Origin of the sequence: Streptomyces sp. NPDC006385, assembly GCF_040612485.1 — a bacterium.
In the GTDB taxonomy this organism is placed as follows: Bacteria; Actinomycetota; Actinomycetes; order Streptomycetales; family Streptomycetaceae; genus Streptomyces.
In genome coordinates this window covers 108,171-129,783 of the sequence record NZ_JBEXQG010000005.1, presented here as the reverse complement: position 1 = coordinate 129,783, position 21,613 = coordinate 108,171, and the positions used below count along the sequence as shown (strand labels likewise).

Genomic DNA, 21,613 nt, shown 5'->3' with positions numbered 1-21,613 from the left:
ACCGGCCGGCCCCGGGGCAGGGGCGAGCCGCCAAGGGGACGGCCCGCCGACGGGGGAAGATCGGCGGGCCGTCCGTGGTGCGGCGATGGCTCGGCGGCAGCGGCCAGGGCCTGTCGCAGGCCCTAGTGGACGGAGTGCTCCTCCTGCGGGAACGTTCCGCCGACCACGTCCTCCGCGAATGCCCTGGCCGCGCTGCCCATGACCTCGCGCAGGTCGGCGTACCGCTTCACGAACTTGGGGACCCGGCCGCCGGTCAGACCCAGCATGTCCGTCCAGACCAGGACCTGCGCGTCCGTCTCCGGTCCGGCGCCGATCCCGACGGTCGGGATGTGCAGCACGCGGGTCACCTCGGCCGCCAGCTCGGCCGGCACCAGCTCCAGGACGACCGCGAAGGCGCCCGCGTCCTGGACCGCCTTCGCGTCCCGCAGGAGCTGTGCGGCGGCCTCCTCGCCGCGGCCCTGGACGCGGTAGCCCATGGCGTTGACGGACTGCGGGGTCAGGCCGATGTGGGCCATGACCGGGATGCCGGACTCGACCAGGAGCTCGATCTGGCGGTGCGAGCGCTCGCCGCCCTCCAGCTTCACCGCGCCGACCCCGGCCTCCTTCACCAGCCGGGTCGCCGAGCGCAGCGCCTGCACCGGGCCCTCCTGGTACGAGCCGAACGGCAGGTCGCCGACGATCAGGGCGCGGGACGTGCCGCGTACGACGGCCGCCGAGAGCATGGTCATCTCGTCGAGCGTGACGGGTACGGTCGTGTCGTAGCCGAGGTGGCAGTTGCCCGCGGAGTCGCCGACGAGCATGACCGGGATGCCGGCCTCGTCGAACACGGACGCGGTCATCGCGTCGTACGCGGTGAGCATGGGCCACTTCTCGCCCCGCTCCTTGGCGAGGGCGATGTCGCGAACGGTGATGCGGCGGGTGCCCTTCCCCCCGTACAGCGCCTTGCTGCCGTCGGAGGGCTTCGCCTGAGGCGTCTGGGCAGCCGAAAGCTGCGTCATTGCAACGGCTCCTTCTGTCATCTCGAGGCGCCCTGACGGCGTCCCCGGATCCCCTCCATGGTGGCACTTCGTGCCAGGGGTGGCTAGGCCACCCCGTGTGAGTTCCGATGCTCCGCGTCTCTGATCGGTCAGCTGATCAGCTGACCGATCAGCTGACTGATCCTTTGCGATCCGCAGGTCGTGGGATCGGCCGCGGGATGGCCGGTTCGACCACCGCGGTGGCTTCGAGCCGACGCTGATCGCCTGTGGCGGAGCAGCTGGTCGACGCCGTGCCCGAAGGTCTACGACCCGTCAGTTCCCGCACCCCGTAGATCAGATGTGCGCGTTTCGTCACAGAGCGCGCTTTCCCTCACCGCGACCGGAACTCCCGAAGGCGACTTGTACGTCCTCGCCCCCGTACGGCCGTCATGGGTACGGCAGGAACGAGGCCGATCATCCCCTAGGGTTTTCTCTGGGCGCGGGGGGACGACGGTGTGCACGGCAGGTAGTGAGGCGACGGTATGGCGCAGCAGGCGTACGTGACGGGGACGGACAACGGCGGCTCGGGGCCCGAGCGCCGGGAACCGGGCCCCCGGCGCCTGACGGACCTCCTGAACCGCCTGGTCGCGGGCTGGCGCGGCGACCCGCGCATCTGGCGGCGCGGTGTCGTGGTGGCCGCCCTCGCGGTGGTCCTCGCCCTGGTGATGCTGCTGCACGCGCGGATCCCGAACGCGGTCGGCAACCTCGGCAGCCTGACCGAGACGTTCCTGCCCTGGCTGGGCCTGTTCGTCCCGGTGCTGCTCCTGCTGGCCCTCGTCCGCAGGTCCGCTACCGCGCTCATCGCCGTGCTGCTCCCGGCGATCGTGTGGCTGAACCTCTTCGGCGGCCAGCTCACCGACAAGACCGGCACCGGCGGCGACCTCACGGTGGCCACCCACAACGTCAACGCCGACAACGCCGACCCGGCCGGCACGGCTCGGGACGTCGCCGCGTCCGGCGCGGACGTCGTGGCCCTGGAGGAGCTGACGGCCGGTGCGGTCCCGACGTACGAGAAGGCGCTGGCGTCGACCTACAAGTACCACTCGGTGCAGGGCACCGTCGGACTGTGGAGCAAGTACCCGCTGAGCGGTGTCCGGCCCGTCGGCATCGAGCTGGGCTGGATCCGCGCCATGCGGGCCACGGTCACCACACCGGCCGGGCAGGTCGCGGTGTACGTGGCGCACCTGCCGTCGGTCCGGGTGAAGCTGGAGGCCGGATTCACCGCCCGGCAGCGCGACAAGAGCGCCAACGCGCTGGGCGAGGCCATCGCCCATGAGCCGCTCCAGAAGGTCGTCCTGCTCGGTGACCTGAACGGCACGATGAACGACCGGGCGCTGGTCGCCGTCACCGCCCAGATGCGTTCCACACAGGGCGCGTCGGGCAGCGGGATGGGCTTCAGCTGGCCGGCGTCGTTCCCGATGGCGCGGATCGACCAGATCATGGTGAAGGGGATCGAGCCGGTGAGCTCGTGGACGCTGCCGGAGACCGGGAGCGACCATCTGCCGGTGGCCGCGCGTGTGAAGGTCGACACATCGGCCTCCTGAAAATCCCTGGTCAAGGGCGTCTGGGCACCTGTTGGCAACCTTCTGGCCGACTGGCGGAATACTGCGCCTGAGAGACTTTGTTCCGTACTTGAACATACGAACCACGGAACTCCGCTCTCCCTTTGAAAGGCACAGGCTTTCCCATGCCCCTGGCCCTGCTCGCCCTGGCCGTCGGCGCCTTCGGCATAGGTACGACCGAGTTCGTGATGATGGGCCTGCTGCCCGAAGTCGCGAACGACCTGGACATCTCGATCCCCACCGCCGGGCACCTGGTCTCGGCGTACGCGCTCGGCGTCGTCATCGGCGCCCCGCTGCTGGCCGCGGCCACCGCGCGCCTGCCGCGCCGCACCGTCCTGATCGGCCTCATGGCCCTGTTCGTCGCCGGCAACGCGCTGTCCGCCTTCGCCCCCGACTACCACTGGCTGGTGGCCGCCCGCTTCCTGAGCGGCCTGCCGCACGGCGCCTTCTTCGGCGTCGGCGCGGTCGTGGCGACGAACATGGTCGCGCCGGAGCGCAAGGCCCGCTCCGTGTCGCTGATGTTCCTGGGCCTGACGGTGGCCAACGTCGCCGGCGTGCCGGTGGCGACCCTGATGGGGCAGCACCTCGGCTGGCGGGCGACCTTCCTCGGCGTGAGCGGGATCGGCCTGGCGGCGATGGCCGCGCTGGCGCTGCTGATCCCGCGTGCCGAGGCGCACGCCGCTTTGGCCGCCGGCCTGCGCGGCGAACTGGCCGCCCTGCGCTCTCTCCCGGTCTGGCTGGCGCTCGGCACGACGGTCGCGGGCTTCGGCGCGCTGTTCGCCGCGTACAGCTACATCACCCCGATGCTGACCGACTCCGCCGGGTACGCCGACGCCAGCGTGACCCTGCTGCTGGCGCTGTTCGGGGTCGGCGCGACGGTGGGCAACCTGCTCGGCGGGCGCCTGGCCGACCACGCGATGCGCGGGACGCTGTTCGGCGGCCTGATCGCGCTGGCCGTGGTGCTGGCCCTCTTCCCGCTGCTGATGTCCACGGCGTGGAGCGCGGCCGTGGCGGTGACCCTGCTGGGCATGGCGGCGTTCGCCACCGGTTCCCCGCTCCAGTTGATGGTCATGGAGAAGGCGTCCAAAGCCCCGTCCCTCGCCTCCTCCGCCAACCAGGCGGCCTTCAACCTCGCGAACGCCGGCGGCGCCTGGATCGGCGGCCTGGCCCTCGCGGCGGGCTTCGGCGTGACCTCCCCCGCGTCGGCCGGGGCGGCACTGGCCGTGCTCGGACTGGGAGTCGCCGGGGCCGCGTACGCCGTGGACCGGCGCCGGGTCGCTCCGCGGGCCGGGCGCGAGCGGGTCGTCGCCACGCACCTGCCGACCCCGGAGCGTCTGCCGCGCTGACCTCCGGGCTCGGCGGCCGGAGCGAAGTCCGACCGCGCGGGCGCGGGTGCTCGCCACGCCCGCGCGGTCAGGAACGCGGCTTCGCGCCCCGCTCGTCCAGCATGTCCCTCATCAGCCCGATCTCCGAGCGCTGACCGTTCACCATGTCCTGCGCGAGCCTCTTCTCCACGCCGACCGCGCACTTGTCGACACAGCCCTCGGCCATGTGGACGCCGCCCTTGTGATGGTCCGTCATCAACTGGAGGAAGAAGATCTCCGCCTGCTTGCCGCTCAGGCCCTCCAGCTTCTTCATCTCCGCGTCGGTCGCCATGCCCGGCATCAGCGAGCCGTCCCCGGCGGAGGGCATGTCGCCCATGCCCATCCAGGTCATCGGCGCGTCGGACGACACCTTCGGCAGCTCCCACAGATCCAGCCAGCCCAGCAGCATGCCGCGCTGGTTGGCCTGCGTCTGCGCGATGTCGTACGCCAGGCGCCGCACCTCCTCGTCGTCGGTGCGGTCGCGCACGAGGTACGACATCTCCACGGCCTGCTGATGGTGCACCGCCATGTCGCGCGCGAACCCGGCGTCCGCCGAGCCGGCGTCCGGGGTCCCGCCCGAGCCACCGTCCTCGGCGACCGCGTAGGTGATCGCGCCGGCCGCGACGAGCACTGCCGCCGTGGTCCCGGCGATCCAGCCGACGTGCTGCTTCACTCCGACAGACCGCCCGTGCACGGTGCGCCCTTCTCGGGCGTCTGCTCGCCCTGGACGTACGTCTCGAAGAACTTGCCCACGTTCGGGTCGCTCGCGCTCGTCACCGTGCGCTGGTGCCCCCAGGCGCTGAGCATGATCGGGTCCTTCTGCTTCTCGTCCGGGCTCATCAGCGTGTACGGCGTCTGCTCGACCTTCGCCGCCAGCGCCTCGACGTCGGCCTTGGACGCCTTGCTGGTGTACGTCACCCACACCGCGCCGTGCTCCAGCGAGTGCACGGCGTTCTCGTTCTTGAGCTCCTTGGTGTAGACGTCGCCGTCGCAGTTCATCCAGGCCCGGTGGTGGTCGCCGCCGACCGGGGGCTCCATCAGGTACTTCACGTCGGTCTCGACGTGGGTGCTGGTGAGCGTGCCCTTCCAGGTCTTCACGCCGTCCTCGCCGGTGACGAACTTCCCGGACGTCTTCTTCCGCGGGTCCTTGTCGGACTGCGACTGCGCCTTGTCGCTGTCGTCGGACTGCGACCGGACGAGGACGACACCGCCGACGACCAGGCCGGTCACGACCACCACGCCGGCCACGACCGTCAGGATGCGGTTGCGGCGCTCACGGGCCCGCTCGGCACGCCGCATCTCCTCTATTCGCGCCTGGCGGGCCGCGCTGTTCTTGTTCTTGGCCGAGCCCATGAGTGTGGTCCTTCTGGAGAAAGGGACGGTCGGGTGCGCTGATCGTATGGGAAAGGTGGGGGCCTCCCGTAGCGAGGTGACGGGAAAGTGAGGCGGGTCCCGTGGGGCCGGGCATTACGGATGTCGGTCCGAGCAGGCAAGATGGGCGGCAGAGCAGTTCACCGGGCACCATGGCGGGACACCCGCCGTAGGCCGGGCGTTCAGTCCGAGGTCGCTTCGGTGATCAAGGTGCGCAACGCGCCTGAAATGGAGTTGTGGTGGGATGCTCAGGTGCCCGACCGCCTCCCGCTGCACCGGAGACAGGCGGCCTGACCAGCAAGGATGGGGAAGCGGAAGATGGACAAGCAGCAGGAGTTCGTGCTCCGGACGTTGGAGGAGCGTGACATCCGGTTCGTACGTCTGTGGTTCACGGACGTGCTCGGCTTCCTCAAGTCCGTGGCCGTGGCCCCGGCCGAGCTGGAGCAGGCCTTCGACGAGGGCATCGGCTTCGACGGCTCGGCGATCGAGGGCTTCGCCCGCGTCTACGAATCCGACATGATCGCCAAGCCGGACCCGTCGACCTTCCAGGTCCTGCCCTGGCGCGCGGAGGCCCCCGGCACCGCCCGCATGTTCTGCGACATCCTCATGCCGGACGGCTCCCCGTCCTTCGCGGACCCGCGCTACGTCCTCAAGCGCGCCCTGGCCCGCACCTCCGACCTGGGCTTCACCTTCTACACCCACCCCGAGATCGAGTTCTTCCTCCTGAAGGACCGCCCGCTGGACGGCTCGCGCCCGACCCCGGCCGACAACTCCGGCTACTTCGACCACACCCCCCAGAACATCGGCATGGACTTCCGCCGCCAGGCCATCACCATGCTGGAGTCGATGGGCATCTCGGTCGAGTTCTCCCACCACGAGGGCGCGCCCGGCCAGCAGGAGATCGACCTGCGCTACGCCGACGCGCTGTCCACGGCGGACAACATCATGACGTTCCGCCTGGTCATGAAGCAGGTGGCGCTGGAGCAGGGCGTGCAGGCGACGTTCATGCCGAAGCCGTTCTCCGAGCACCCGGGCAGTGGCATGCACACGCACCTGTCCCTGTTCGAGGGCGACCGCAACGCCTTCTACGAGTCGGGCGCCGAGTACCAGCTCTCCAAGGTCGGCCGCTCCTTCATCGCGGGCCTCCTGCGCCACGCCGCGGAGATCTCCGCGGTCACCAACCAGTGGGTGAACTCCTACAAGCGCATCTGGGGCGGCTCCGAGCGCACCGCGGGCGCCGGCGGCGAGGCCCCGTCGTACATCTGCTGGGGCCACAACAACCGCTCGGCCCTGGTCCGCGTCCCGATGTACAAGCCCGGCAAGACGGGCTCGGCGCGGGTCGAGGTCCGGTCGCTGGACTCGGGTGCGAACCCCTACCTGGCCTACGCGGTCCTGCTGGCCGCCGGCCTCAAGGGCATCGAGGAGGGCTACGAGCTGCCGCCGGGGGCCGAGGACGACGTCTGGGCGCTGTCCAACGCCGAGCGCCGCGCGATGGGCATCGAGCCGCTGCCCCAGAACCTCGGCGAGGCGCTGACCCTCATGGAGAGCAGCGACCTGGTCGCCGAGACACTGGGCGAGCACGTGTTCGACTTCTTCCTGCGCAACAAGCGCCAGGAGTGGGAGGAGTACCGCTCCGAGGTCACCGCGTTCGAGCTGCGGAAGAACCTGCCGGTGCTGTAGGGGCAGGTCAGAGCAGGTTCCCCGCTGGTTCAGCGGACGGGGCCGACGGTCGTGGACCGTCGGCCCCGTGGCGTCTCACTGGTCCTGGGCCGTCTGTGGGCCGTCGGGCGCCGGATCGGTGCCCGCGTACAGGCCATCGACGGCCTTCCGGGCCCGCGCGTCGCTGCTCGGCATGAGGTGTGTGTAGACCCGGAGTGTGAATCCGGGGTCGTTGTGGCCGAGGTAGGCGCTCAACGCCTTGACGTTCTCGCCGGCGTCCAGCAGGACGGACGCGTAGAAGTGCCTGAGGGCGTGCATGCCGTGTTCGCGGGCGGCCTGGTGACGCTCTCCGGCCCTCGGCGCGGGGATGACCCGAGCAGCCACGAGAGCAGGCTTCCACGCGCGGTCGTTGAAGTCGGTACGCCGAACCGCGCCCGCGCCGTCGAGGCGGGTGAACAGCAACCGCTTCGTCACAGGCGGACCGTCCACCCGGAGCCAGGGAAGGGTGATCTCCACCGGGGGGAACGCCTCCATGTGCTGCTTGAGGACGTGCGCCACACGGTCCGGCAAGGGGACGTCGCGGATCTTGGCCCGCTTCGGCGGGGCGAACACGAGACCGTCTTTCGTCACCTTCACCTGGTTCGCGATGTGCAGCCATCCGAAGTCGAAGCCGATGGCGTCGACCGGCAACCCGAAGATCTCGCCTTGCCGGAGTCCGCAGCCGCCTCCGAGGTCGACCATCGCGCGGTACTGCTCCGGCAGTGCCGCACGCACAGCGAAGACGCGCTCTGCACTCCACGGCACGACACGGCCACTTCCCGCGGCCGGCGGACGTACCGATTGAGCGTGGCACGGGTTCTTCGACAGGTGACCGTCGTCCACGGCCGCGTTGAGGACCGTCGACACGTTGTTGTAGATCACGCGCCGGTATGACGACGCAGGGACGGCCCGTTCCAGCTCGCTGAGCCAATCCCGGATGTGCTCCGGCTTGAACGAGCCGAGAGGCCGCGGCCCCAGGTAGGGCATAGCGTGACCGCGAATCGCCACTTCTCGGCGTACTGCCGGAACGTTACGCGGCTCGCGGCCGGGTCCACATACTGCCCCCGGGACATATCCGCCTCGATGTGGGCGAGCCACTGATCGGCCAGTCGCTTCTGCCCGTCCGGGAACGACTTGCTCTTCTCGGTGCCGTCCGGGCCGATGTAGCGGGCGCGGTAGCGCATCCCAGTGCCGTAGCGGTCCGTGCGTACGCGGCGGGGCTTGCCGGCCGCGTCGGGTTCGGTCTTGTACCACCGGTCTTGGATGTGGCCTGCCATCAGGCAGTGGTCCTCTCGACATGTTGCAGGGAGAGCCGCACGGGCGGCTCTCCCTGCTGTGTGGTGGGTGTTCGGTTAGGCGGCGGTGGCGTCGGCGTGCTTGCGCTGGTCGACGTAGGCCCGTACGTCGGCGGGGTCGTAGCGGAGGTGTTTGCCGATGCGGAAGCCCGGCGGGCCGGTGCGCTTCTTGCGCCACTGGTAGACGGTCTCCAGGGGCACCTCGAACATCTCGGCGATGTCGTCGGGGGTGAGGTACCGGTCAGGGAGGCCACCGCGGAGAGTGGCGCGGGGGTCGAGGTCTCTCGGCTTTGCCATAGGAGCTCCAGGGCGGGGGCGTGGCCGTGTCTGTCCGAAGTGCGGATTTCTGCGTCATTGCGTCATCAGCGTCATCGGGGCTGCTGACCTGCGGCTTTGTGTGACGCAGTGGTGTGGGGGTCCGTCACCGGGGCGTCATGGGCTGCGTCATCGGGTGACGCAGATGACGCAGGATGACGCAGACACGGCCGTCTGCGTCATGCCCCTATGCGCAGGTCAGGGGTGGCATCTCGGTCTGCGTGACGCAGATGACGCAGGTTCCTCCCCTTGGGACAAGAGAGAGGGGTGGTGTCTGTTGTGGTGCGGTGCCGCTTCAAGCGTGAAGAGCGAGCCGCTGCGCGGCGCGTCCCTCGCAGGGCGGCGGTCGCCGCCGAACAGCAAGAAGAGCACGCACGGCGGTGGCCCGTGGTGTTCTTCTTGCTTGTCTGGGGACCGTACGCGGGCGCGGGGTCAGAACATCCGCTTCTCCTCGTGGGGCGGCGGCGCCTGCAGGTGGGTCATTTCGAGGTAGCGGCCCTCGCTGGTGCGGCCCGATTCGATCAGGACCCCGCGAGCGGCGAGGGTGGGCTGGAGGCGCTTGAGCCGGTCGGAGAGGACCTTGCCCGTGGTCGGCCAGCCCTTAGGCAGGGGCCGCATGTCGTCGCCGCAGTAGAGGCGGCTGAGGCAGTGCAGCCACTCCGTGGAGGTCATCCGCTGCTCGCCTCCCGGCTCGATCGTCTCGGCGTGCTTGAGGACGGTCTGCGCGAGCAAGTCGCCCTCAATGACGTCGTCGTTGAGGTCGTCGAGGCTGCGCCGGTAGGCGGCGAGGGCGCCCAGGCCGGTCGCGGCGTCGAGCTGCGCGCACAGGTGCGCGAAGTCCGCCATCCGCAGGTCGGTAGGGGTCTCCGCCTCAGCCGCACGGACCTTGACCGTGAGGTCGAGCAGGGACCCGAGAATGACCGGTAGAGCCTCGGCGTACTCCGTCCACAGCTCCGCCTCGGTGCGCCGGACGCGCGGGCGTTCCAGGCGCAGGGGGAGGAGTCGTTCGGCGAGGTCGGGCCGGATGACGCCCACGTCGATGCCGGTCAGAAGCATGGGGCGGCGGTAGCGGGCGTGGACCACGTCCCCGTCGGTGTAGAGGGCGCGTTTGACGTTCTCGGCGCCGGTGACGATGCAGCACATCGCGTCCGACAGGTCCGGGGTCATGTGAGAGAGGTTGTCCAGGGCGGTGACCCATCCGGCGGCCACGGCCGCGATCAGGTTCTCCTCGTCCTTCGGGGCGCGGCGGAGGTCGCCGCTCATGCCCTCGATGATCCGTACGAGCATCCGCCCGCCCGTGGACTTGCCGGCGCCTTGCGGACCGGTCAGGAACGGTGCGGGGACGGGCACGGACGGCCCGAGACAGCCGATCAACCAGGCGATGGCCAGGCACTCGGTCTCGGTGCCGGCGAAGTTGCACAGCCGGAGCAGGGCGTCGATGCCTTTGCCGTCGGTGTCCTTGACCGGTAGGGGCAGTTCGCCCGTGAGTTGGGTGCGCCGCCAGCACACTTCGCGCGGGTCGGGGATGGCGATGTCCCACCCGGTGGGGTGGATACGGACCGACTGCCCATCGGTGCGGCCCAGGTCCAGCCACGTCGCCCCGTCGAACCCGGGCGCCACGCGGATGTGAACCTGCTGCACGTCCTCGGTCAGAGCCAGGGCCTCGATCAAGTCCAACGCCTCCTTGAGCGCGGTTCCGTTGAACACCCCCAGGCCGTCGCGGTACAGGCCGACCATGAGTTCCTGGCGGTGGCTGCCCGTCGTGCCCTGCGAGCGGATCGGGCGGGCCACGGGGTGGCCGTTCTTCTGCGCGTACACGGTCCCGTCTGCGGTGCGGAAGTACCGGAAGTGGGCCTGTGCGTAGTCGGTGATGACCTCACGGGCCGGGGTCTTGTCGTCGTCGGACATGCTCACAGTCCCAACCTGGTGCGGGCGTTAGTCCACGCGTCCGTGCAGTGCCGCAGCGTCTCGCCCTTGCCCTGAGCGGCGGCGAACAGCCGCGCCACTTGGAGGTCGGTGAGGCAGCCGCACCGGCCATGCGTCGAGAGCACCGCCAGGAACGTGCGGTACACGGTGGCGTGGACCGCGCTGCGGGCCTCGGTGATGCGCTGCTCCGCCATGGCGACGCCACGCTCCAGGTAGGCGGGCGTGCGGTGAGGGCACTCCGCCTCCCCGGTGGGCGCGACGGTGAGGCCGTGCGGCGCCGGCCGGGCCTGGGAGGGCTCCTTCACGGCCAGCGCGCGGACGGTGTCCGGCAGGGCGGTCAGGGTGCCGGTGCCGGGGCCGAGGTAGCGGGCGTAGGACATGGTCGACTTGATGTCGACGCCGGGACGGACCGCGTTGTGCGACGTCATCGTGCCCCGGTAGATCCAGTGCTCACCACGCGTTGTCTTCACGGTCTGCGTCGCGGGCAACGCGGCACGGGCCCAGGTGATGGCGTCCGCGTCGTCCAGGTCGACGACAGTCAGCCCGGCGCCTCCGGGGTGGTAAGCGACGGAGACAGCCCGGCGCCAAGCGGACGCCCACGGTGGGGAGGTGAGGACGGCCGGGTCGGTGGTGTCGGCCCATGCGTGGCACGGGACCGGGCACTGGCACGGGCCCGGGGCCTTCATGCTCGGCCGGCCTCCGCACGCGTTGTCCGCGCAGGTGGGGCAGTTCCCGAACGGGACCTTGCCGCGGCGCAGGGGCAGTACCGGCACACCGGACGCGGCGAGGCCCAGTGCGGTGTGCAGAGGGCTGAGGAGTGTGGTCATGCGGCGGTCCTCCCTTCCAGTGCGAGGAACTGTGCGGCGATCCACTGGGTATAGGCGGGGGGTACGGCTTTGAGGGCTTCGAGGTTGGTCATCCAGGTGCAGCCCATGGCGTCGGCGTACGCGCGCTCGCCCTTGTGCTCGAACGCCAGCAGGCCCTTGCGGTGCCAGCACGGCGGAACCAGGTCCCCGCCCCCGCCCCACGACGTCTCGAACACGCGGTGTCGGCGCACGTTTAGGCCGAACTGGGTACCGCACAGCAGGTAGTCCGGGCGCAGCAGGCCCGCGGTGGCGGTCTCGGGGACGTTCTCCATGACCCACGGCCGTCCGGTGGCCTGCATGACCCCCCGTCCGGGGCCGATCAGGTCCGGGTGGTCGTCGGGGTTGCCGCGCCAGCGCGTGACGGTGGCGTAGCGCTCGCACGGCCAGGAGCCGTGGACCAGGTCGAAGGTGTGGCCGTGGTCGGCGCAGAACTGGAGGCCGTCGGCCTGGTGGAAGGGGAAGGGGTAGTTGGGCTGAGGGCGGATGTCGACGCCGACGACGTCGAACCCGGCCAGGTAGTAGCCCATCGACAGGCCGCCCGCGCCGCAGCACAGGTCCAGCACCCGCATGCCGTTCGGGCGCCGCAGGGGAAGCACGCGCGCGTTCACGCAGCCACCTCCATCGCCGGGGCGAGCTGGGTGAGTGCGTGGCGGCCGATGTGGTGGGTGTAGGCGGGCGGGATGCACTCGCGGATGCCGTCGCGGTTCATCCACGGCACGCCCATGACGCGGCGGGCGAGGTCGACGCCGGAGAAGTTGCCGACGAACTGGCCGTAGTGCCCGGACGGGACCGGACGGCCCATCTTGGCCTGCGGCACCAGGTGCGCGGGGTGGTGCGGCTGGTCGAGGGTGAAACCGCCGCCGGTCTCGAAGTACCGGTGCCGGTAGGTCTCCACGCCGAACATGGGACCGCACAGCATCACCGGTCCGCGCAGCTTGGGCACCGCCCCGCGCACGTTCTCCATCACCCACGGCCGCCCCGTGGCCTCCAACGCCGCGCGAGTGTGGGCGATCAGGTCTGGGTGGGCGTTGCCGCGGATGCGCTGGCATTCGCTGTCGTGCTGGCACGGTGGCGAGGCGTGGATGAAGTCGAACGCGGCTCCGTGCGCCAGCACGTAGGCGATGGCGTCCGCCTGCACGAACTGGAAGGGGTAGCGGGGCTGCGAGTTCTTGTCCACGCCGGTGACGTCGAACCCTGCATCCGCGTAGCCCTTCGCGCCGCCGCCCTGGCAGCAGAACAGATCCAGTAAGCGCGGCCGATGGCCGCTCACTCGCCGGATGTCAGTGGGATGGGTCATTCTGGGGGTCTCCAGTTCTGTGTGAGGGAGCTGGACATGGGGCAGCCGCGGTCTTTGGCGAGAGGGGCGGCTGCCCCGGCATGTGTGCTTGGGGAGGGACGCTGTGACGACTGCGTGGTTGATGCTGGCTGTGGGCGACAACCGGCAGCACGGAGGAAACGACGGCTATGACGACAATCCGCGCTACCACTACAGCTGGGACAGCACCGTTCCCAACCACGCGAATGTGGCCGTCGGCAATGTCATTGCGCTCTGGGACAAGAGAGAACTGATCGGTGTCTCGGTCATCCACGGGATCGACACCGGAACGGAAGACAAGACGGTCTACTTCTGCCCCGAGTGCAAGCGGGCCGACTTCAAGCGCCGCAGCCGTCTGACACCGGCATGCCGCTGCAACCAGTGCGGAGCCCTGTTCGACACGCCGGGGCAGAAGACCAAGACCGTAACGACCTACCGGTCACGCCACGGCATTAGCTGGATCAACGGCCGTGGCTTGCTGACCGGTGCCGAACTGCGGGCCCTGTGTGACTCACCCAACTCGCAGCTGAGCATGCGTCCCATGCGGTGGGAGAAGCTGCGCGATGCTCTTCTCGAACTGGCCGGCGAGGAGCTGCCGCTGGAGCTGGAGGACGACGAACACACCCCGATCCCGGGAGGGCACAAGGTCTCCAAGGTCCGGGTGCGGGTGGGACAGAGCGCTTTCCGCAGCCGTCTCCTGCGCGAGCAGGGTGAGCAATGCGCCGTGACCGGACCAGCTCCTGCAGCCACGCTGGAGGCTGCTCATCTTTACAGCTACGCCGAATCCGGCGAGCACCACGACTACGGCGGCCTGCTGCTGCGGCGGGACATCCACAGGCTCTTCGACCTCGGACAGATTGCCGTGGACCCCGGCTCCGGCCTGGTTGACGTAGCTCCAAGCCTTCGCACCTATCCGCTCTATGCGCAGCTGCACGGTCAGCCACTGGCAGTGCAACTGCGTCCCGAACACCGCGTCTGGCTCGAAGCGCACTGGCTCAGCCGTGGAAGTGGTTCCGCTTGAAGACAGCCTTTCGGATGTGGACCGTGGTCCCGCCGTCCCGGTGGCTGCTCCCGCCGAATGCTTGCAGAGCGATCCAGCCGCCGAAAATGACGGCGGCGAGGGTGATGAGCTGGGTGATGAGCGCGGTCAGGGCGGTGATGAACGTGGTGAGCAGCAGTAGGCCGCCGCACGTGGCGAGGAACCCGATGCCTCCGAGGGCGACGTTCACCGCCGCGCGGGAGACCGGCGGCTTGGCCGCGACTGGTTCGGGCTTGGTGGGTTCGATGGCGTAGCCGGTGACTACCCGCCCGTCCGGGAGGACGACGCTCGCGACGGCCGGAACGGCGTGCGGCTGGACGGAGACGACCGACGCGGCCGGCGGGTGCACGGTGATGGGATGCGGCTGGTGGACTTCGACGGCCGCGCGCGGTTCGGGGTGGGCCACGGGGGATCCCTCCGGAATGGCGGCGGGCCCGCGCCAGGGTGGCGGCGCGGGCCCGTGCGGGTGAATGTCAGGGGGATGTCAGACGACGGTGTCAGGAGTGCGTGACACCCTCGTTTGCCTAGGGGTTTGGGTGTCAGGCAGCCGTGACGCTGTCAGGCGTCACGCGGCCGTCAGGGCGGGGACGATGCGCCACCGACCGGTGGTGTTCGTCGGCTCCAGGCGGCCCTCCAGAGCGGCCTCCTTGAGCCGTGCGGAGACCCACGGGCGGGAGAGGTTGTTCCGGTCGCACCAGTCCATGAAGTCCTTGGGGCCGACGACCATGTGCCCGGCCCGCTCGAACTCCTCCAGCGCCTGAGCGAACAGGCGCCGGGCCTCTTCCGGGGACGGCTTGCGGCCGGTCTCCTGTCCGAAGATCGGGGCGTCGTCGCCCGGTTCGTCGTCGGGGAGTTCGGCTTCGGGGTCGATGTCGGCGTCCTCGGGGTCGACCCGCGGCCCGTAGCTGGTGTCGTCCATGTCGTCCTCGTCGGTGGCGGCGTGCCCGGCGAGGGTGCCGCCGGGGGTGGGACGGCCGGTGTACGCGTTTCCGGCGACGCTGGAGGCGGCGCCGGCGGTGATGGGGTCGGCGGTGGCGCCGTTGCGCTGGGCCCAGTTGGCGAGGACTTCCATGAGGGAGACGGCGTTGGGGCCGAAGCCCCAAGTGCGGCCGGGTGAGGCATAGCGGGTCTCGTCGATGCCGGGGGTGACGAGGTAGCAGTAGCCGGGGCGGCGGTTGCCCCAGGCGCCGGGGTGGGCGCCTGCGTCCAGCACCGTGTCCGGCAGCGAGAACGACTCGTCACGCGGGTCACAGCCGAGCGCGATCACGGACGGCAGGGAGGCGCGGGTGCTGGTGGACATCTGGTCGTAGGACGGCCGCTGGAGGGACACGATCAGCGAGACGCCGGCGGACCGGGCTTCCTGAGCGATGCCGGTGAACGCGTCGTCCCCGAGGTTGCGCAGCGTGCTGGCGGCCTCCTCCATCCAGGCCACCAGGTACGGCATTCCCTGGCAGCCACAGGCCCGGCCGTCCGTGCGGCAGGTGTGCGCGGGGTCGTGCTGCACCTGGGCAGCAGCGGGGACCCACTGGCGGTAGTTGTGCTGTCCAAGCCAGCGGGTGCGGGCGGGGATGACGGCCTGGATCGCTTCCACCATGACCTCGGTGGGAGTGCCGCCCTCGGCGGCCCAGTCGATGCCGGGCAGCAGCGGCCGGAAGTCCTGGAACATCTTCGGATCCGACAGCCACAGCAGCACATCCCGCCGGGACAGGATCTCCGTCTGCAGGTTCAGGGCGGTCTCACCCTTGCCCGACCCGGTGCCGCCCGCGATGAGCACGTGGGTGCCGTTGCGGCCGGCGTCGGGGTCGCCGGGCAGCCACAGGAACATCGGGGAGCCGTCGTCGTAGCGGCCGATCACCAGCGGCTCGGCGATCGAGCCGCCCAGGTTCGACGGACCCTCCCAGTACGCGGCCTCAGCGAGCATGTCCTCAGGCACGATGACCAGCTCGCCGCGCCGGGAGGAGTCGGGGTCGGGCTGGTAGCGCACGGCGGAGGTGGGCAGGTCCAGCGCGGAGGCGATCCGGCCCAGGGCCTTGGACACGTCGTCGTTGGTCTGCTCACCGGCCTCCACCGCGAGCGGGGCGGTGACCCGGTTCGGCTCCACCCTGGCGTTGCCGATCTGCGCTCGCGCCAGGCCGACCTTCTCCAGCAGCCCCTTGTCTCTGCCCTCGGCGCTGGGAGCGTCGTTGCGGCGGAGGATCATGCGGATGTTCCAGGACAGCGCCAGCGCCGGGGCGCCCATCAGGTACAGGTCGGGCAGCGGGCCTGCGGTAGGCCCGGCGAGGCACGCGGCCGTGGTCCACGCGGACGCCGCGGCCACGGTGATGGCGGAGTGCAGGCGCCGCTGGGGAGTGGTGGCCTTTCCCATCCACCAGGTAGCGCCGGTGAGTCCGACGGAGGCGAGGGTCAGGCCGACCCCGGCCGCCGCGCTCTCGGCCCACTGGAGGCTGCCCAACCCGCCGACGATCCCGATACCGGCGGCGGCCACCCACGGCGGCAGGTGCGGCATCGCGCGCTGCAGCAGGTAGCCGCCCACCCCGCCAGTGGCCTGGCCGGGAAAGAGACCGGGGCCGGTGTAGTCGGTGGTCCGGCCGTTGTCGAGGAAGTCCGTGCGCCGCATGCGGCTGTTGCTGCTCCTTGTCATGGGTCGACCTCCTTACCGCTGGGTCCAGTTCATGACGGGCTGTTGCGGCTTGCGGGCGCGGTGACGGACGCGGTTGATCTCTTCCTCGAACTCCTGCTGGAACGTGGCGTAGCAGGCGGCGGCGTTCTTCGCGGCGCTGCGCAGGTCCTCGGCGGCGCGGTTCATCTTCCGGGCGACCTTCGCCGCACGGATCCGGGAGCCGAACGGCCGTCCCTCGGGGTCCGGCACGGCCGCGAGCACGCCCTTGAGGATCTCGGTTCCCATGGCGACCTCGATGGACAGGGTGACGGCCGCGGCTCGCAGGGTGTTGCAGTAGTTGCGCACCTGAGCCGGGGAGGTGAAGTCCGGGGCGGGGAGCAGGGCTTCGGCGTGCGGGCGGCGCCCGCTGGAGCCGCCCGTCTGCTTGGTGTTGTTCACGGTGACGTTGATCGGCGGGACGATCGAGCCGCCCAGGGCTCCGACGAACCCGCCGGCGGCGGCGCCGGCGTTGGCGAACTTGCCGGTCTTGGGGTCGTTCACGGGCCCGCGCGCACGACGCTGGCCGTTGGTGTTCTGCGCCATCAGACGATCTCTTCAGGTCAGCGGGAGGGGCGGATGATGAGCCAGGCGGTCTGCGCGGTGAGCCAGATGAGCAGCCACAGCAGCGCGAGCGGCCCTGCGAGCGGGCCGAACCCGGCGGCCAGTGCGAGCCACACCGCGGCGAGCGTGGCGAGGGCGGCCAGACCGATGCGCCAGGCGAGCGCGGTGCTGCGGGCCGGGCGGCGGCGCTGCATGACCAGCAGCCACCCCAGCGGGACCGCCGCTACGGGGGCGATGACGATGGAGGACCACCAGGCGATCACGTGCAACAGCCCGGCCACCAGGAACGCGAACACAGACAGGCCGGTCGGGGCGAGGGCCCGGCGGAACGTCCACAGGCCGCGGCCCACGAAACCGATGACTTCACGGGTCAGCGACGGGCGCTCGGGAACGACGATCACGAACGGGTCGGAGCGGCGGCCACGCTGGCGGGGGATGCGGACGGTGTGGGTGCCCGCGGCCGTCTTCACGGTGCGGGTACGGGTACGGCTGGACACAGCGAAACTCCCAGGGCATTCGAGGGATTTAGGCGGAGCGCTGTTCGTCGTCGGGGTAGGCGCAGGACACGCACATCCCGAGTGCGGCGGGGATGACGTATCCGGCGTCGTTGTGGCACTGCGGGCAGGTGCGGCGGGCGGCGTTGGCTTTGGCCAGGGCCGCCCAGCGGGCCGGGGTCATGGGCCGCACCGGTTGGGCCTGCTCGATGCGGTAGAGGTAGGCGACCAGCGGCCCCCGCCGGCGGCGGGGACGTTCGAGCTGGGCGGCCACGTCCTGACCACCGGGCCGAAGCCCGCGGGCGCGCAGCTGCCGACGGGTGGCCAACCCGTCCGGCGCCAGGTGCCAGGGGTAGACCGGGACGGCGGTCATCAGCGGCTTGCGATGGCCAGCTCAGCCCCGCCGTTGCCGGGGTCACGGTGCTCGGCGTAGCGGGCGGAGACCCACCGGACCGACCAGCCGCACAGTTCGGCGGCGGCCCGCACTGGCAACCCGGCCTCGAACGCGGCCCGCACCATCTGGCGGGCGCGCTCCTCGGGGAGCTTGTCCGCGGCCGGTCCGGCAGCCAGCAGCGCGGCGCGTTCACGCTCGGCCCGCTCCTCGCGCTCGGCCCGTTCACGGCGCTCACGCTCGGCCCGCTCTCGCCGGTCCTGCTCGCGGCGCTCGGCCTCAGCGCGCTCACGGCGTTCACGCTCCAGCCGGAGCCGTTCACGCTCGCGTTCAGCGCGTTCACGCTCCTCGCGCTCTGCCCGCTCGCGAGCCTGCGCCCGCTCCTGTTCCTCGCGCCGGGCCCGATCTTCCCGCTCGGCCTGCTCGCGGGCCAACTGGGCCTCATGTTCACGCTGTTCACGCGCCAGCATCGCGGCGTGCTCGCGCTCCTCACGGGCCCGCTGCGCGGCAGCCTCACGCCGCTCTGCAGCCGCCTTCTCGCGCGCCTCACGTTCGGCTCGCTGCTTGTCTTCCAGCGCGCTGACGGCGGCAGCGATCGCCCGCCGGTAGGCAAGCCCGGTCTCGGCGGTGACGATCAGCAGCAGCGGCGCGACCGCGTGCACAGCCACGCCCACCAGGTCTTTGGCCAGGGCGGAATCTGCGACGTTCAGGGCCAGGGTCATGCAGCCGGTCATCCAGCGCAGCGCCACCGGCCACCCTCCGCCGTGCCCGCCGAGACGGGCCAGCGCCGCGTCCAAGCGGACCACGATGACCACGGCGGCGTCGACCACGAGCGGCAGGATCGGCGCCGTCCAGTCCCACTCATCCGGCGTGTGTTCCGCTGCGAGCGGGGTGACGGTGAGGATCGAGTACAGCATCGCGCCCGCCACGATCAACCACGTACCGGCCGACAGCGCGCGCTCGGCTGAACGGATCTGAACGCCGTTCACGCGCCCACCTCCGCTCGTGAACGCACCCGGATCGCGGCGATCAGCAGCACCGGCGAGGACGGGTCGAAGGGGTTTCGCTGTCCTCGGTCCAATGCCACTCAGCGTCCGGCACCGGCTCGAAGCCGAGCACGCTGAGCGCGTGCACGCGGTCCGTGAGCGTCGGCACCGGCCCGCCGCGGTCGAAGGTGTACTCCGGCCACCGCGCGGTGGTGTTCATCAGCACCACGTACAGGTGCCACCGGCCCCGACGCGTCGGCATCTGCGCCGTGAACTCGCCGGCCATCACGCCACCACCCCCGGCACCGTGGCGCCGCGGTTGGTCAGCTCACGCCGCGCGGTCAGCACCCTGCGCCGGGCCCGCCGCAGCCGGCGCGTGTCCCACTCCGTCGCGGGCCGGTCCAGCAGGCTAATCTGCACGTCCAGCAACTCGACCTCCGCCACGATCAGCGGCGTCTCGCAGGCGATGGCGTCCAGCTCGGCAGCGGTCGGCTCGCGGTCGAACTCGTCAGCGGTAACAACCGCCTGAACAGCACCGATTTGCTTCATGGGTCGTGGTTCCTCTCAGGGTGATACGGCCCAGACAGCGGCCCCGGTGTTCCAGCACCGGGGCCGCGCGCCGTTGAAGTCGGAGGTTCCGGCTCCCCGCGCTCCCGTCCGTCGACCAGCCGCGTGAGGGCGGTCGACGGGCGGGAGAGGCAGCCGGCCGCAGCACTAGGCGCTGCGATGCCAGGAAGAGAGCGGACCGGGAAGTTCGACGGGCGACGCCGGCCGGTCCAGCACGGCGGCGCCCCACGGATTTCGTCGGTACACCGGGGTTCCTCTCAGCCGAGATCACTAGGGGTGAAGCACTGCAAGGGGGATCGCGTCCCCACTCTCCGGCCGTTGCTCGCGGTCACCGGGCCACCTCGCCAGTACGGGCCGAAGCCCTGTTCCACCTGGCCTTTAGCGGGATTGCAGCGTCCCCGCCTGTGCATGTGCGCAGCCCAAAGAAGGCCCCGCGGAGCGCTGCAGTCCTGGGACTGCGAGGCACTTGAGAAGACCATGGCTCACAGTCCCAGGACTGTCAACAGTCCTGGGACTGTGTTTCACTGGTCGAAGTCGACGGGAGGTTCTGATGGCACCGAAGTGGCGGGAGCTCGCGGACCGGATCGCAGAGAAGATCCGGTCTGGCGAATACGCGCCTGGTGAGCAGTTGCCGCAGATCAGGGACTTGGTGGAGGCCGGTGAGGGCTCCAAGTCCACTGTTCACGCGGCCTACAAGGCGCTGGAAGCCGAGGGGCTGGTGACGTCCTCCCGTGGCCACGGCACGGTCGTACGCGACCGGCCGCCGCTCAAGCGGCTCGGAATCGAGCGGTACGACAAGGCCAAGTGGAGGGACGGCGACGAAGTCGCCTTCATCGCGGACCGGGTGGCGTCCGGCCGCGCCTACCGGCGCAACGAACAGACGCAGACGGTCAGCAAGGTCCCTGCACCACCTGTGGTCGCGGCAGCGCACGGCTTGCCCGAGGGAGCCGACGTCTACGCTCGTGCGCGACTGGTCAAGGAAGGGGCGCAGCCCACTCACACTCTGACCAGTTACTACCGCCCGGAACACGTCGAGGGAACGCGCATCGTCGACCCGACTCCGGGCCCGGCCGGCAGGGGCGGCGGGTTCCGCGTGCTGTACGACGCGGGGTACGAGATCGACCACATGCGAGAGACGCTGTTCGCCCGAGTCCCCACCAATGACGAAGTCCAGCTCCTGCAGCTCGCCCCCGGTGAGTGGGTCGTAGAGCTGCACCGAACGACGTTCACGGCCGACGGCACGGTGGTCGAATTCGCGCTGGGTGTGCACGCAGCCACACGCTTCTCATGGACGTACGACTTCAAGGTGCCCGACTCGGCAGCGGAAGGCGGAGACAAGAAGTGATCTCGCAGCAGTCATGGGCGGATGCGCGACGACTCTGGGACTTCCAGCAGATGGGCCACGAGGTACGCCTGTGCTCGGTCGCCATCGGCCTAGGGAGCCATGATCTCGGGGTCGCCGACACTACGGCGGCCCTCTATCGCGACGGCATGGCTCCCCTGATCGTCTTCACGGGAGCGACCAGCCGAACCACCCGTGACCGGATGCCGCGCGGCGAAGCAGAGCACTACCGGGAGCGGGCCCTGGAACTCGGTGTGCCGGCGGACGCCATCCTTGTCGAACCGAACGCCCGGAACACCGGTGAGAACATCACGTTCTCGCGTGCGCTGCTTGCTGACCAGGGCGTTGAAGTGTCGTCTGTCCTGCTCGTCTGCAAGCCGTACGAAGAGAGGCGAGCGTACGCAACGGCGCGGAAGCTGTGGCCCGAGGTGGAGTGGATCTGCGCTTCAGCGCCGATGAGCTTCGCGGAGTACATCACCACAATCGGCGACGAGCGCCTGGTCATCGACATGTTGGTCGGAGCGCAGCAGCGGCTCATGATCTACCCGGACGAGGGGTTCATGATTCGCCAGGAGATCCCTGCGGACGTTGAGACGGCGTATCGCCGTCTCGTTGCTGACGGCTTCACGAGCCGTCTCGTCCCGACGACCGCGGCACGCGACTAAAAGACCTCGTGGCCGCCCCGCAGTCAGGAGCCAGCGTGCCGTCCCTACAAGGGCCGGAGGGCCCAGATCGGTGACAGCGAAGCCGGATGCTCCCATAGCGCGGTGAAAGTCTCTTTACTTCATCAAGCCTCGGCTGCGCTACGGGCACCGCTCCTGCCTTCGGCCCGTTCCGCCCGCACTG

The 21,613-nt window shown here is 70.3% G+C and carries 22 protein-coding genes and 1 pseudogene; 6 read left to right on the top strand and 17 right to left on the bottom strand.

Annotated features, from left to right (window positions below; genetic code table 11):
* Window positions 1-122 precede the first annotated feature (122 nt).
* Window positions 123-998, bottom strand: a complete 876-nt coding sequence (panB, locus tag ABZ078_RS05535) for a 3-methyl-2-oxobutanoate hydroxymethyltransferase (protein WP_356571909.1) — start codon at window positions 996-998, stop codon at window positions 123-125.
* Between the two features lie 500 nt (window positions 999-1,498).
* Here panB and ABZ078_RS05530 point away from each other — a divergent pair, with 500 nt between their 5' ends.
* Together ABZ078_RS05530 and ABZ078_RS05525 are read left to right on the top strand one after the other, a co-directional pair.
* On the top strand, window positions 1,499-2,560 hold the full coding sequence (locus ABZ078_RS05530; protein ID WP_356571907.1) for an endonuclease/exonuclease/phosphatase family protein: 1,062 nt from the start codon (window positions 1,499-1,501) through the stop codon (window positions 2,558-2,560).
* A 143-nt stretch (window positions 2,561-2,703) separates the two neighbouring features.
* A complete protein-coding gene (locus ABZ078_RS05525; RefSeq protein WP_356571905.1) occupies window positions 2,704-3,924 on the top strand; it encodes an MFS transporter in 1,221 nt (406 codons plus the stop codon).
* A 67-nt stretch (window positions 3,925-3,991) separates the two neighbouring features.
* Here the strand turns inward: ABZ078_RS05525 and ABZ078_RS05520 are convergent, their stop codons facing one another.
* Both ABZ078_RS05520 and ABZ078_RS05515 read right to left on the bottom strand, forming a co-directional pair.
* Window positions 3,992-4,615, bottom strand: a complete 624-nt coding sequence (locus ABZ078_RS05520) for a DUF305 domain-containing protein (RefSeq protein WP_356571903.1) — start codon at window positions 4,613-4,615, stop codon at window positions 3,992-3,994.
* Complete coding sequence (locus ABZ078_RS05515; RefSeq protein ID WP_356571901.1) at window positions 4,612-5,295, bottom strand: DUF3105 domain-containing protein; 684 nt, start codon at window positions 5,293-5,295, stop codon at window positions 4,612-4,614. The genes ABZ078_RS05520 and ABZ078_RS05515 overlap by 4 nt, the downstream gene beginning before the upstream one ends.
* 336 nt (window positions 5,296-5,631) lie before the next feature.
* Here ABZ078_RS05515 and glnA point away from each other — a divergent pair, with 336 nt between their 5' ends.
* A complete protein-coding gene (gene glnA, locus ABZ078_RS05510; protein ID WP_165997807.1) occupies window positions 5,632-6,993 on the top strand; it encodes a type I glutamate--ammonia ligase in 1,362 nt (453 codons plus the stop codon).
* Window positions 6,994-7,068: 75 nt separating this feature from the next.
* Here the strand turns inward: glnA and ABZ078_RS05505 are convergent.
* From ABZ078_RS05505 to ABZ078_RS05480, 6 genes and pseudogenes are all read right to left on the bottom strand, one after another.
* A pseudogene (locus ABZ078_RS05505) lies at window positions 7,069-8,288 on the bottom strand (site-specific integrase).
* 75 nt (window positions 8,289-8,363) lie between these two features.
* Entirely contained in the window at window positions 8,364-8,603 is a 240-nt protein-coding gene (locus tag ABZ078_RS05500; RefSeq protein ID WP_161362637.1) for a helix-turn-helix domain-containing protein, read from the bottom strand.
* Window positions 8,604-9,053: 450 nt separating this feature from the next.
* Window positions 9,054-10,529, bottom strand: a complete 1,476-nt coding sequence (locus ABZ078_RS05495; protein ID WP_356571899.1) for an ATP-binding protein — start codon at window positions 10,527-10,529, stop codon at window positions 9,054-9,056.
* A gap of 2 nt (window positions 10,530-10,531) precedes the next feature.
* Window positions 10,532-11,374 carry a bifunctional DNA primase/polymerase gene (locus ABZ078_RS05490; protein ID WP_356571897.1) on the bottom strand — a complete coding sequence of 281 codons (843 nt, stop codon included), beginning with the start codon at window positions 11,372-11,374 and terminating at the stop codon, window positions 10,532-10,534.
* Complete coding sequence (locus tag ABZ078_RS05485) at window positions 11,371-12,021, bottom strand: DNA cytosine methyltransferase (protein ID WP_356571895.1); 651 nt, start codon at window positions 12,019-12,021, stop codon at window positions 11,371-11,373. Before ABZ078_RS05485 ends, ABZ078_RS05490 begins: the two co-directional genes overlap by 4 nt.
* A complete protein-coding gene (locus tag ABZ078_RS05480; protein WP_356571893.1) occupies window positions 12,018-12,710 on the bottom strand; it encodes an SAM-dependent methyltransferase in 693 nt (230 codons plus the stop codon). The genes ABZ078_RS05485 and ABZ078_RS05480 overlap by 4 nt, the downstream gene beginning before the upstream one ends.
* Window positions 12,711-12,813: 103 nt before the next feature.
* Here ABZ078_RS05480 and ABZ078_RS05475 point away from each other — a divergent pair, with 103 nt between their 5' ends.
* Window positions 12,814-13,749 carry an HNH endonuclease signature motif containing protein gene (locus tag ABZ078_RS05475; protein ID WP_356571891.1) on the top strand — a complete coding sequence of 312 codons (936 nt, stop codon included), beginning with the start codon at window positions 12,814-12,816 and terminating at the stop codon, window positions 13,747-13,749.
* Here ABZ078_RS05475 and ABZ078_RS05470 read toward each other — a convergent pair.
* The 8 genes from ABZ078_RS05470 to ABZ078_RS05435 all read right to left on the bottom strand — a co-directional run bounded on the left by ABZ078_RS05470 (window position 13,724) and on the right by ABZ078_RS05435 (window position 19,407).
* Window positions 13,724-14,173, bottom strand: coding sequence for a hypothetical protein (locus tag ABZ078_RS05470; protein WP_356571889.1), 450 nt, complete (start codon window positions 14,171-14,173; stop codon window positions 13,724-13,726). The genes ABZ078_RS05475 and ABZ078_RS05470 overlap by 26 nt on opposite strands.
* 159 nt (window positions 14,174-14,332) lie before the next feature.
* On the bottom strand, window positions 14,333-16,408 hold the full coding sequence (traB, locus tag ABZ078_RS05465) for a plasmid transfer protein TraB (RefSeq protein ID WP_356571887.1): 2,076 nt from the start codon (window positions 16,406-16,408) through the stop codon (window positions 14,333-14,335).
* Window positions 16,409-16,420: 12 nt separating this feature from the next.
* Window positions 16,421-16,969 (bottom strand): plasmid transfer protein TraA, encoded by a 549-nt coding sequence (gene traA, locus ABZ078_RS05460; RefSeq protein ID WP_356571885.1) that lies wholly within the window; start codon window positions 16,967-16,969, stop codon window positions 16,421-16,423.
* A 17-nt stretch (window positions 16,970-16,986) separates the two neighbouring features.
* Window positions 16,987-17,484: a hypothetical protein gene (locus tag ABZ078_RS05455; protein WP_356571883.1), complete on the bottom strand. Its 498-nt coding sequence runs from the start codon at window positions 17,482-17,484 to the stop codon at window positions 16,987-16,989.
* A 28-nt stretch (window positions 17,485-17,512) separates the two neighbouring features.
* A complete protein-coding gene (locus tag ABZ078_RS05450) occupies window positions 17,513-17,854 on the bottom strand; it encodes an RRQRL motif-containing zinc-binding protein (protein WP_356571881.1) in 342 nt (113 codons plus the stop codon).
* Window positions 17,854-18,861, bottom strand: coding sequence for a DUF2637 domain-containing protein (locus ABZ078_RS05445; RefSeq protein WP_356571879.1), 1,008 nt, complete (start codon window positions 18,859-18,861; stop codon window positions 17,854-17,856). The genes ABZ078_RS05450 and ABZ078_RS05445 overlap by 1 nt, the downstream gene beginning before the upstream one ends.
* A 40-nt stretch (window positions 18,862-18,901) precedes the next feature.
* A complete protein-coding gene (locus ABZ078_RS05440; RefSeq protein WP_356571878.1) occupies window positions 18,902-19,144 on the bottom strand; it encodes a DUF6303 family protein in 243 nt (80 codons plus the stop codon).
* Window positions 19,144-19,407: a DUF6284 family protein gene (locus ABZ078_RS05435; RefSeq protein ID WP_356571876.1), complete on the bottom strand. Its 264-nt coding sequence runs from the start codon at window positions 19,405-19,407 to the stop codon at window positions 19,144-19,146. Before ABZ078_RS05435 ends, ABZ078_RS05440 begins: the two co-directional genes overlap by 1 nt.
* A gap of 568 nt (window positions 19,408-19,975) precedes the next feature.
* Here ABZ078_RS05435 and ABZ078_RS05430 point away from each other — a divergent pair.
* Complete coding sequence (locus ABZ078_RS05430; protein ID WP_356571874.1) at window positions 19,976-20,770, top strand: GntR family transcriptional regulator; 795 nt, start codon at window positions 19,976-19,978, stop codon at window positions 20,768-20,770.
* Window positions 20,767-21,432, top strand: a complete 666-nt coding sequence (locus ABZ078_RS05425) for a YdcF family protein (protein WP_356571872.1) — start codon at window positions 20,767-20,769, stop codon at window positions 21,430-21,432. Before ABZ078_RS05430 ends, ABZ078_RS05425 begins: the two co-directional genes overlap by 4 nt.
* Window positions 21,433-21,613: the final 181 nt, after the last annotated feature.